Source organism: Paenibacillus allorhizosphaerae (assembly GCF_042659105.1).
Taxonomy (GTDB): domain Bacteria; phylum Bacillota; class Bacilli; order Paenibacillales; family NBRC-103111; genus Paenibacillus_G; species Paenibacillus_G allorhizosphaerae.
In genome coordinates, this window is sequence record NZ_JBHSRV010000002.1 from 887,127 (window position 1) to 898,314 (window position 11,188).

The window sequence follows — 11,188 nt, forward strand, 5'->3', positions numbered from 1 at the left end:
TTGCCTCCGCTGAAACATAGCGTTTGCAAAAGGGATTGATTTTAATGGATGTTGCGGAATACGCCGATTACTTTGCCGAGGATCGTCACATGCTTGAGACGGATCGGTTCCATCGTCGGGTTCTCGGGTTGAAGGCGAATATGGTCGCGCTCCTTGTAGAACGTCTTTACCGTCGCCTCGTCCTCTTCGGTCATCGCTACGACAATTTCCCCGTTATCCGCGGTTTGCTGCTGCCGCACAATCACATAATCTCCGTTATGGATTCCTGCTTCAATCATACTTTCACCGATTACGCTGAGCATAAAAACGTTATGATCACCAACATAATGCGCCGGCAGCGGGAAATAGTCTTCGATGTTCTCTGTCGCCGTAATCGGCGTACCGGCGGTTACCCGTCCGATGAGCGGCACTCTCGCCACGGAAACGGCGAACGCTCCGTCGCCCTCGCTGCCGTCGAGAATTTCGATCGCTCTCGGCTTGGTCGGGTCGCGGCGAATGAGCCCCTTTTTCTCCAGGCGCTCCAGATGCCCGTGAACGGTCGAACTGGAAGCCAGTCCGACGGCTTCGCCGATTTCTCTTACGGATGGAGGGTATCCTTTGTCTCTAACCTCGTTCTTGATGAAATCCAGGATCGCCTGCTGACGATTGGAAATCTTGCTCATTCGAATCACTCCATTTTTGGTAATCATTACTTAGAAGTATAGCACAGAACCGGAGTTCGTACAAACATAAGTTCGAAAAATCATGTTGACACAAACATTTGTTCGTGTTATCTTAATACCAGAACAAATGTTTGGGGGATGAGATTCATGGTTCAGAATGTACAAGTACTCAATCGTTATAATCGCAGCAATACTCAATACGCTCCGCAACGCGCGGGTTTATATAGGAAGAACAGGGGGCGAACGCTCCGACGCTTCGTGATTATCGGCTTGCTGATGCTTGCGCTATTATCCGTGAGTGGGCTGGCTTCAGCCTTCTTGGGCAACGAAGATGCCTACGCCTCGACGGCATCCGCCAAACGTGCGACCGTCTACGTCGAGCAAGGGGATACGCTGTGGAGCATTGCTCAAGATCATGCAGCCAAAGGGGAAGACGTTCGGGATTACGTGTACAGCATTAAGAAGTTGAACGGATTGAACAATACGAAATTGCAAGTCGGACAGAAACTTATTCTTCCGCCGGGCAAATAGTCCCGCCGCTGCTGATGTTTACCCTTTGGCCGCTCTCTTGACAACCGCTTCCCATAATGTCAAAGTATTAATGATATAGGTCCCGTATTTCGATTACTGGTGGCCATGCGTATGCATAATGTTTTGACAGAAGTCGGGAGGAACGTCATGAAGGAATCGGAACACGATGAAACCGTGAGAAGAATTAACGAATTGGCCCGGAAAGCGAAAGCCGAGGGGTTGACCGATGATGAGCTGGAGGAGCGGAATGCGCTTCGCAAAAAGTACATTGATTCCTTTAAATCTTCCTTACGCTCACACTTGGAAAATATAAAATTCGTTGACGGTGATGAAACGAAATAAAGTCGAAGCTAGTGTGGAACGATGCGGGGACTGATGCCGCCGCAATAGCACGATTGTTCGATTCATCCGTACGGTATACTGTAAATGAATGCATAAGGGGTTAAACTATGTCGCGCAAGTGGGAACGAATGGTCCAAAAGAACACAAAGACGGTTAACAAAAGTAGGAAGAAGAGCGGGCAACCGAGGATTTCGGAGATGCAGTCCGACGGCTCCGTTACTTTTAAAGGGCGAAGCTGGTTTTTGCCAATGCTATTGATGGCTACGGGAGTATTTTGTTTAATTTCTTTCCGCGGCCTGGCAGGGCAGGGGAATTTATACTGGATTACGGGAGCGAGCTATATTTTTCTCGCGGTGCTTATTTATTGGGTGCGGCGGCCTTTCATTAAGATTGGGAAGAATGCTCTTACCTCGCGTCGTTTTGGCGGAGACCGGACAGTAGAAGCGTCTCAGATTAACGAAATAACGATCGGTAAAGACGCCGTAGTCGTACAAATCAAGCCCAAGGGAAACCGTTGGGTATTTACCCGTGTGTACAACCGGTTCCAGATGGACGAGCTGAACGGGAAGATGAAGGAATTTGCCGCTAAAAATAACGTTACTTTAAAAGAAGAATAGTACTTAATTTGGACTGAATGGACAATTTCGGGGGAGAAGAGATCAGGATGACGATTAAAGCGGTACTGTTCGATTTGGATGATACATTATTGTGGGACGAGCGGAGCGTCAAAGAAGCTTTCCGGGCGACATGTCAGGAAGCTGCCAAACGTTATACGCTCGATCCTGATGCTTTGGAAGATGCTGTTCGGCGGGAAGCGAGAGCGCTGTATGAATCTTATGAAACATTTCCTTTTACGAAAATGATCGGGATTAATCCTTTTGAAGGGCTGTGGGCGAATTTCACGGAAGGCAAGCAGGAGCAGTTCCGTAAGCTGCAAGCGCTGGCTCCCGGCTACCGCCAACAGTCTTGGACCCGCGGATTGAAAGCGCTTGGTGTCGACGATGAACAGCTTGGAAGTCGTTTGGCCGAGATGTTTCCCGCCGAACGCCGCAATCGTCCGATCGTGTATGAGGAAACGTTCGAGGTGCTGGATCAATTGAAAGGGAAGTACAAGCTGCTGCTGCTTACGAACGGTTCGCCTGACCTTCAGAAGGAAAAGTTGGCCGGCGTGCCACAGCTTGAGCCTTATTTCGATCACATTGTAATTTCCGGTGAATTCGGAGAGGGTAAGCCTGCTGCGTCGATATTCGAACATGCAATGAGTCTGCTAGGGATCGGGCCAGAAGAAGGTGTTATGATCGGGGACAAGCTGACTACCGATATTCTCGGGTCCAACACCGTCGGCATGCGCAATATGTGGATTAACCGACACGACTTACCGCGGACGGACATCGAGCCGGCGTACGAAATCGCCAGCTTGCGGGAAATTCAAGGCGTCATCGATCAAATTTCATAAAATGAGAAGGCCCGCAGTCGAATGAATGGCTGCGGGCTTTTTATATTTTTTATGATCAGAAGCTTTTCTTATTTACTGCCCAACCAAGAGCGTAGGAGCTCTTCATTTGGGAAACGTTATATTAGCTGTAGATTGTTTGGGTTGTTACGCTTTCTGGAAAGAAGCATCGGCGAACGGATGAGCAATCCAGCCTTCGGTTTCGATAAACAGACGCACTGCTACGATTTGACGGTTTTCCATCAAGGTGAAGAAATGCGGTTTGTTCTCCGGAACGGAAATGACGTCGCCAGCTTCAAGCTCTACGTCGAAATATCCGACATCTTCCGAACCTTTAATGATAAAAATTCCTTTTCCAGCCGTGATGGCGCGAACTTCATCCTCGGTATGCGTGTGAACCTGCTCGAACTTTTTCAGCAGTTCGTCCAAATTCGGCGTGGCATCGGACAGCGCGATAATATCCCACGTTTTGTATCCGCGGCGCTGTGCCAAATCGCGAATCTCTTCGTCGTATGTAGCCAAAATTCCGGATTTTTCCTCGTCGTTTAGCAGAAACTTATTTTGAAGTGGAGCCGGAAGTTTGGAAGCGTTCCAATGCTCATATAGTACTTCTTGTTTATCCAAAAATGCTTTCACGTTCGCTTCGCCTGTAATTCGCTCATTGGTGTTGCGAATCCGAATTTCTGCCATGTTACATCCCTCTTTCATCGCGGATAAGTAATGGAATTCACTCCTAATCTGTATTATAGCTCAAGGCCCGCTTCCTGTCGATGGAGTAAACGTAATAAAACCGATAAGAAAACACAGAATATTTCATGAAAATTTATTTTGATTGCTTTTCATCATGTCCCCTTTCTGGTACACTAAGGCTTGACCTAATCGTGAATTTTCGCGCTTTTTTGTCATTTTGGAAATGATGCGAGGACGATATGGGGGCTCCCCCGAAAGCAAATTGGTACGCACTTCAGAGAATATCTTCACACTTTTGGGGGATTTGTTCCCATCATGATATAGAGAGCGACAATGCGGTCCGAACTGGGAACGCCATGTTGACTGTTATGCGACGGAAGGGGAACACCGATGACAAAGCCATCATTAAAAGAACAACTGCTGAACAAAATTATGATTTTGGACGGTGCGATGGGCACCATGATCCAGCAGGAGAACTTGACGGAGCAAGATTTCGGCGGGGAAGAGCTGGACGGTTGTAACGAATACCTGGTCATTACGCGGCCGGATGTTATTCGCAAAATTCATGAAGCCTATTTCGCCGCTGGCGCTGATATTGTAGAAACGAATACGTTCGGCGCGACCAGTGTCGTTTTGGCGGAGTACGATCTGCAGGATCGGGCCAAAGAGCTCAATCTCGCGGCCGCCAAGCTTGCGATTGAAGCTGCCGAAAAATATAGCACGCCGGAATGGCCGCGGTATGTCGCCGGGGCGATGGGACCGACGACAAAGACACTTTCCGTCACAGGCGGTGTAACGTTCGATGAGCTCGTAGACAGTTACTACGAGCAAGCGCTTGCGCTGATTGAGGCGGGGGTTGACGCGCTGCTGCTTGAGACATCGCAAGATACGCTGAATGTTAAAGCTGGAAGTATCGGCGTACGCAATGCGTTTGAAACCGCTGGAAAGAAACTGCCGCTTATGATCTCGGGAACGATCGAACCGATGGGAACGACGCTCGCCGGACAAAACATCGAGTCATTCTATGTTTCGTTGGAGCATTTGGAGCCGATCTCGATCGGACTGAACTGCGCTACCGGACCGGAATTTATGCGCGACCACATTCGGACGCTGTCCGATATCGCAGGTACGGCTGTCAGCTGCTATCCTAATGCCGGACTCCCGGACGAGAACGGACAATACCATGAATCGCCGGAATCGCTTGCGAAGAAGCTTGCTGGATTTGCCGAGCAAGGATGGATCAATATTGCCGGTGGCTGCTGCGGTACGACGCCGTCCCATATTCGGGCTATGGCCGAGACGCTGAGCGCTTACAAGCCGCGTCCGCAAACGGGAACGCATCCGACTGCCGTGTCAGGAATTGAAACAGTGTACATCGAGGATGCGAACCGACCTTACATGGTTGGGGAGAGAACGAACGTACTCGGTTCCCGCAAATTCAAAAGACTGATTGCCGAAGGCAAATACGAAGAAGCTTCCGAAATTGCCCGGGCTCAAGTAAAGGGCGGCGCATCCGTGGTCGACGTCTGTCTGCAGGATCCGGACCGCGATGAAATGAGCGATATGAAGCAATTTTTGGAGCTCGTTGTGAAAAAGGTGAAGGTCCCGCTCATGCTGGACTCCACGGACTACAATGTCATCGAACTCGGTCTGAAATATTCCCAGGGAAAAGCAATCATCAACTCGATCAACCTGGAAGACGGGGAAGAGAAGTTCGAGAAAGTCGTGCCTCTCATTCATAAATACGGGGCCGCGTCGGTTGTCGGTACGATCGATGAGCGCGGTCAGGCGATTACAGCCAAAGATAAGCTGGAAGTAGCAAAACGTTCGTACGATTTGCTCGTTCATAAATACGGAATGAAGCCGAGCGACATTATTTTTGACCCGCTCGTGTTCCCGGTCGGCACGGGGGACCAGCAGTATATCGGTTCGGCTAACCAAACGATCGAAGGGATTCGTTTGATTAAAGAAGCGATGCCGGAATGCGGAACGATTCTCGGGCTGAGCAACGTTTCCTTCGGATTACCGCCGGCCGGCCGCGAAGTGCTCAACGCCGTATACTTGTATCACTGCACCAAAGCCGGACTTGATTATGCGATCGTGAACACGGAAACGCTGGAACGGTACGCCTCGATTCCGGACGAAGAGCGCCGTTTGGCAGAACGACTGATTTACGAAACAAACGATGAGACGTTGGCCGAATTCGTTGCTCATTTCCGCGAGAAAAAGGTCGAGAAGAAAGAAAAAATTTCGAATTTGTCCTTGGAAGAGCGGCTTGCTTCCTATGTTGTAGAGGGGACGAAGGAAGGATTGTTCGCCGATCTTGACGAAGCGCTGAACAAGTATGCACCGCTCGATATCATTAACGGACCATTGATGAAAGGGATGGAAGAAGTTGGCCGGTTGTTCAATAACAATGAGCTGATCGTAGCCGAAGTGCTGCAAAGCGCCGAAGTCATGAAAGCCTCCGTCGCTCACCTGGAGCCGCACATGGAGAAAGCGGACAGCGCGGTGAAAGGGAAAATCATGCTGGCGACCGTGAAGGGCGACGTTCATGATATCGGGAAAAACCTGGTAGAGATCATTTTGTCCAACAACGGCTATAAAATCGTAAACTTGGGCATCAAAGTTCCGCCGGAGCAACTGATCGACGCTTACCGCAAGGAGAAGCCCGATGCCATCGGCTTGTCCGGATTGCTCGTCAAATCCGCGCAGCAGATGGTCATTACGGCGCAAGATTTGAAATCGGCGGGTATTGATGTGCCGATTCTCGTCGGTGGAGCTGCTCTGACGCGGAAGTTCACGAAGACGCGGATCGCTCCGGAATATGACGGTGCGGTGCTGTACGCGAAAGATGCGATGGACGGGCTCGACATCGCCAACAAGCTGAGCGATCCGAAGCAGCGTGAGCTGCTCATCAAAGAGCTGCGCGAAAGCATCGAATCCGACGTGATGGAGTCGGGACGGAAAGAAGCGCCGCTGCCGGAGCTGACCCGGGTGAAATCGTCCGAGGTCGACCGAACGGTTCCGGTGCAGGTGCCGCCGGATACGGAGCGGCATGTACTGCGCGATTATCCGATTTCGCATCTGATCCCGTACATTAACATGCAAATGCTGCTCGGCCACCATCTCGGCCTCAAAGGCAAAGTCAGCCAACTGTTGGAGGAAAAAGATCCGAAAGCGGTGCAGCTCAAAGAGACGGTGGACGGCATATTGGCTGAAGCGCAGCGGGACGGCATCATTAAAGCGCAAGGCATGTACCGGTTCTTCCCGGCGCAGTCCAAAGATAACGATGTGATCGTCTACGACCCGCAAGATCACGGCAAAGTGCTGCAAACCTTCTCGTTCCCGCGTCAAGGCACTGAGCCTTACCTTTGTTTGGCCGATTACTTGAAACCGGTGGATAGCGGCGAGATGGATTACATCGGCTTCCTGGTCGTTACGGCGGGGCAAGGGATCAGCGATCGCGCGGCCGAATGGCGCGATAAAGGCGATTACCTCCGTTCCCATGCGCTGCAAGCGGCGGCGCTGGAGACGGCCGAAGCGTTCGCGGAGCGCGTTCACCATATGATGCGTGATGTATGGGGCTTCCCGGACCCTGCGGAAATGACGATGCAGGAGCGGTTCGGCGCCAAGTATCGCGGCCAGCGGTTCTCGTTCGGTTACCCGGCTTGTCCGAATCTGGACGATCAGCAGCAGTTGTTCGCGCTGATGAAGCCGGAAGATATCGGCATAACGCTCACGGAAGGCAGCATGATGGAGCCGGAAGCATCCGTTTCGGCAATCGTATTTGCGCATCCGCAGGCACGATATTTTAATGTCGAGAAAATGTAGGGTATGCTATATAGGGTGGAGCTATGAAGCGCTCCATCCTTTTCCTTACATACGGAACTAAGTTGAACGGAGTCGATGGAGCTTGGAGCTATATTTTTTGGGAACGGGCGCAGGCATGCCTTCGAAGGAACGGAACGTCACCTCGGTCATGCTGAACCTGCTCGCGGAGCGGAACGTTTACTGGATGTTCGATTGCGGGGAAGGCACGCAGCATCAAGTGCTGAGAGCGCCTGTAAAAATTGGCAAGCTGGAGAAGCTGTTCATTACCCATCTGCACGGAGATCACATTTACGGGCTGCCTGGATTGTTGACGAGCCGGTCCTATCAAGGCGGCGATACGCCTTTTACGATCTACGGTCCGAAGGGAATCAAAGCGTTTGTCGATACGGCGCTCCAGGTGAGCGACGCGCACCTGACTTACGAACTGACGGTTCATGAATTTTCGGAACCGGATGCTCATATTTTGTTCGAGGATGATCAGTTTCAGATCCGTATCGCGCCGCTCGTACACCGGGTCGACAGTTACGGCTATCGCATCGTGGAGAAGCCGCAAGCCGGCAAGCTCGACACGGTCAAGCTGAAGCAGCTTGGGATCGAATCAGGGCCTATCTACGGGAAAATTAAGCGGGGAGAGCCTGTCAAGCTAGCGGACGGAACGGAATTGTCTGCCGAGCAGTTTATCGGCCCTTCGTATGCCGAACGGGTAATAACTATTCTCGGCGATACCCAGCCTTGCGACAATGTGCTGCTGCTTGCGAATAATGCGGAGGTGCTGGTGCATGAAGCTACGTTTGCGGAGCAGCGGAAAGAGCTGGCCGTAAAGTACTACCATTCCACCGCAATGGATGCCGCACGCGCGGCCAAGGAAGCCGGGGCAAAGGCGCTGATCCTTACCCACATCTCCTCGCGGTATCAAGGGGAACAGGCTGAGCAATTGGTGGCCGAGGCAAAGCAAATTCATATGGAAACGTACTTGGCGCACGATCATTATCGTTACGAGATTCCAGGGCGCAGACGGCAAACCTAGCAATGCGAGCATCATAAATAGCCTCCTTCCCGTGGTCAGGGAGGAGGCTGCTTTTCCGAACATACCTTGGATTACGATTGTTGTTGATGGCTCGATTCGTCTTTGATTTCCGAGCGAAACGACTGCAAACTTTGTTCGCGGCGTTCGTTTTTGGCTTCAATCTGCTGTTTTTCCTGCGGACTGATTTCGTCTGCATGCTCTGCCAAGTATTCCTCGGCTTCTTCCATATTGCCGATCGTGTGATTGATGTTCTTTTGCAAATGCTCTACGTTATCCGCCCGGTTATCCGGTTTAGCCATGAGAGAATTCAGCTCCTTTGGGATGATCGGTGCAATGATGCACCAGATATACAATGCCACGGCAGCGCCAAAAATATACAAGCGAAAAGCCGAATTGCGGTATGAAAGGAGTTCGTATGACATCGATACGTTTATCGCCGAGGCCTCCATATGATTTTACAAAGATGGTGCGACGGCTGCAGGGCGTGAAGCATGAGCTGTACCGGATGGAAGACTATGCCCTGGTCCGAACCGTTCGGCTTGCAAAAGCCTCTTCCCCTCTGCTTGTGCGGATTGACTCCATAGGCACGATTGAAAAGCCTGAGCTGAAAGTTGACGTTGCAGGCGGTGGCAAGTTGGGAGAAGCAGAGAAGCTGGAGCTGGAACGGCTGCTCGGCCGCATGCTGTCCGCTGAGGTGGAATTAAATCCGTTCTATGAGCATATGGAAGCGCTAGGTGATGAATGGTCCGCGATCTGCGCACGGTTTCGCGGTCTTCATCTGCTGCTGGAGGCCGATTTGTTCGAATGCATGTGCAAGACCGTTATCGGACAGCAGCTGAATTTGGCTTTTGCCTCCGAACTGAATCGGAGGTTGATGGGAGCCGCTGCTCAGCCGCTGGAGCATAAGGGCGTCATCTACCCGGTGTTCCCCTCGCCCGAAGAAGTGGCGAGCCTGGAATACGAGCAGCTTCAGACATTGCAGTTCAGCCGCCGCAAAGCGGAATATGTGATCGATTGGGCGAGAGCGATCGTATCGGGCACCGTCGATTTGCAAGCGCTCTTCGCGATGGACAACGAAGAGATCATGGAACGGCTTACCCGGCTGCGGGGCATAGGGCGGTGGTCGGTGGAATGCTTTTTGCTTTTCGGAATGGGTCGAACCGATCTGCTGCCGGCGGCGGATATCGGTTTAAGGAATGCGCTCAAAAAGCTGTACGGACGATCTGAGCAGCCGAAGGAAGAGGAAGTGCGCCGGATCGGAGCGTCATGGACGCCGTGGAGCAGCTATGCTTCGCTATATTTATGGGAAAGTCTGCATGACTCGGAAAGGGCGTGACATGACCGATGGTCGGCTTTGCGATCCTGCTCGGCTTTTATTTTTTAGGAACATTGCTGCACAGCGGACTGCAAATTCCGCTTCCAGCGAATGTAATCGGGTTAATTCTGTTTACGCTATGCTTGTTTCTCCGAATCGTCAAATTGGAGTGGGTCGAGGAAGCGAGCCAATTTTTGATCAAACATATGCTGCTGCTGTTTGCTCCGATCGTCGTAGGTACGATGGTCTTTTTCGGACTGATCGGCCGGGAAGCCGTTCCGATCCTGGTCAGCTTGTTTGCAAGTACGTTCGGCGTTCTGCTGATTTCGGGATGGATGGCGAAGCTTACGCGGGCTGCGCAGCATAAGGAGAGGAGTGAAGGAAGTGACCCTCTCTGACATTACCGGTCAGCCCTTATTCGGCATTACATTGACCGTTGCGGCTTACGCCGCGGCACTAGGTTTGCAGCGCAGGTGGAAGGCGCTTCATCCGCTGCTGATTTGTTCCGCAATCATCGTTATCATTTTGCTGCTTTTGCATGTGCCCTATGAAGTATATCAAACGGGCGGCGAATACATCGTCTTTTTGCTTGGACCGGCGACCGTAGCGCTAGGCGTGCCGCTATACAAAAATGCACGACGCATTCGGCAAAATGCGATCTCTATACTAACCGGCATATCGGTTGGATCCGTCTGCGCCATTGTATTGTCGGCAGCGCTCGTGTGGTGTTTGGGCGGAAACCGGGAGCTGATGGTGACGATGATGCCCAAGTCGGTCACATCGCCGATCGCGCTGGAAATATCCCGGCAGGCCGGAGGGATTCCCGAGCTGACGGCGGTGCTTACGGTGCTGACCGGGTTGATCGGCAGCATGCTCGGACCGGGACTGCTGCGCCTCGCGGGCGTTCGCGACGACATCTCGATAGGTACGGCGATCGGTACGGCGGCACATGGCATCGGCACGGCCCGCATTATTCGCGACTCCGAGCTGGCTGGCAGCGTCAGCGGCTTTGCCATGGGGGCGGCGGCCATTATTACTTCATTTTTATTTATTCCGTTATACGTTTGGCTGCATTAATCATTGTTCTCAAACATGTTCATTTCTTTGGCCTGTTTCGCAAACAGAGGGAATCATTTTTACGCGCCATATAATGTTCATCGATTTGTCGAATTATCGAGAAGAAAGATGAAAATAATATTTGACGGAAAATGAGCCGATATGCTTAAATATGATTACGAATCCCATAATACATAATCAGAAGAAGCTATGACCGGCTGTTCTTAATTGGGCACTTGGACCGCCGCGAGCCAGTAGTGCAACCGACCTGACGATCT

The 11,188-nt window shown here is 51.6% G+C and carries 12 protein-coding genes and 1 riboswitch; of the genes, 9 read left to right on the plus strand and 3 right to left on the minus strand.

Features of this window, described 5'->3' with window-relative positions:
• Window positions 1-41 precede the first annotated feature (41 nt).
• Window positions 42-662 (minus strand): transcriptional repressor LexA, encoded by a 621-nt coding sequence (gene lexA, locus ACFQI7_RS12795; RefSeq protein WP_218100470.1) that lies wholly within the window; start codon window positions 660-662, stop codon window positions 42-44.
• Between the two features lie 147 nt (window positions 663-809).
• Here lexA and ACFQI7_RS12800 point away from each other — a divergent pair, with 147 nt between their 5' ends.
• The 4 genes from ACFQI7_RS12800 to ACFQI7_RS12815 all read left to right on the plus strand — a co-directional run bounded on the left by ACFQI7_RS12800 (window position 810) and on the right by ACFQI7_RS12815 (window position 2,991).
• Window positions 810-1,193, plus strand: a complete 384-nt coding sequence (locus tag ACFQI7_RS12800; protein ID WP_230415205.1) for a LysM peptidoglycan-binding domain-containing protein — start codon at window positions 810-812, stop codon at window positions 1,191-1,193.
• 147 nt (window positions 1,194-1,340) lie between these two features.
• On the plus strand, window positions 1,341-1,535 hold the full coding sequence (locus ACFQI7_RS12805) for a DUF896 domain-containing protein (protein ID WP_218100469.1): 195 nt from the start codon (window positions 1,341-1,343) through the stop codon (window positions 1,533-1,535).
• A 107-nt stretch (window positions 1,536-1,642) separates the two neighbouring features.
• Window positions 1,643-2,152, plus strand: coding sequence for a hypothetical protein (locus ACFQI7_RS12810; protein ID WP_218100468.1), 510 nt, complete (start codon window positions 1,643-1,645; stop codon window positions 2,150-2,152).
• A gap of 47 nt (window positions 2,153-2,199) precedes the next feature.
• Window positions 2,200-2,991, plus strand: a complete 792-nt coding sequence (locus ACFQI7_RS12815) for an HAD family hydrolase (protein WP_218100467.1) — start codon at window positions 2,200-2,202, stop codon at window positions 2,989-2,991.
• Between the two features lie 144 nt (window positions 2,992-3,135).
• Here ACFQI7_RS12815 and ACFQI7_RS12820 read toward each other — a convergent pair whose 3' ends face one another.
• On the minus strand, window positions 3,136-3,678 hold the full coding sequence (locus ACFQI7_RS12820) for a 1,2-dihydroxy-3-keto-5-methylthiopentene dioxygenase (protein ID WP_218100466.1): 543 nt from the start codon (window positions 3,676-3,678) through the stop codon (window positions 3,136-3,138).
• A 390-nt stretch (window positions 3,679-4,068) separates the two neighbouring features.
• On the opposite strand from ACFQI7_RS12820, the gene metH reads away from it, so the two are divergent.
• Together metH and rnz are read left to right on the plus strand one after the other, a co-directional pair.
• Window positions 4,069-7,512, plus strand: a complete 3,444-nt coding sequence (gene metH / locus ACFQI7_RS12825; RefSeq protein ID WP_218100465.1) for a methionine synthase — start codon at window positions 4,069-4,071, stop codon at window positions 7,510-7,512.
• Window positions 7,513-7,594: 82 nt separating this feature from the next.
• Entirely contained in the window at window positions 7,595-8,539 is a 945-nt protein-coding gene (gene rnz / locus ACFQI7_RS12830) for a ribonuclease Z (protein ID WP_218100464.1), read from the plus strand.
• 71 nt (window positions 8,540-8,610) lie between these two features.
• Here the strand turns inward: rnz and tlp are convergent, their stop codons facing one another.
• A complete protein-coding gene (tlp, locus tag ACFQI7_RS12835) occupies window positions 8,611-8,838 on the minus strand; it encodes a small acid-soluble spore protein Tlp (protein WP_218100463.1) in 228 nt (75 codons plus the stop codon).
• Window positions 8,839-8,954: 116 nt separating this feature from the next.
• On the opposite strand from tlp, the gene ACFQI7_RS12840 reads away from it, so the two are divergent.
• The 3 genes from ACFQI7_RS12840 to ACFQI7_RS12850 are packed head-to-tail and all read left to right on the plus strand — an operon-like array spanning window position 8,955 to window position 10,931.
• On the plus strand, window positions 8,955-9,875 hold the full coding sequence (locus ACFQI7_RS12840) for a DNA-3-methyladenine glycosylase family protein (protein WP_218100462.1): 921 nt from the start codon (window positions 8,955-8,957) through the stop codon (window positions 9,873-9,875).
• An 8-nt stretch (window positions 9,876-9,883) separates the two neighbouring features.
• The gene (locus ACFQI7_RS12845; RefSeq protein ID WP_218100461.1) at window positions 9,884-10,252 is read left to right on the plus strand and encodes a CidA/LrgA family protein; all 369 of its coding nucleotides are present in this window, start codon (window positions 9,884-9,886) and stop codon (window positions 10,250-10,252) included.
• The gene (locus ACFQI7_RS12850; protein ID WP_377516867.1) at window positions 10,230-10,931 is read left to right on the plus strand and encodes an LrgB family protein; all 702 of its coding nucleotides are present in this window, start codon (window positions 10,230-10,232) and stop codon (window positions 10,929-10,931) included. The genes ACFQI7_RS12845 and ACFQI7_RS12850 overlap by 23 nt, the downstream gene beginning before the upstream one ends.
• A gap of 173 nt (window positions 10,932-11,104) precedes the next feature.
• Window positions 11,105-11,186, plus strand: a riboswitch (cyclic di-GMP riboswitch).
• The last annotated feature ends 2 nt before the right edge of the window (window positions 11,187-11,188 follow it).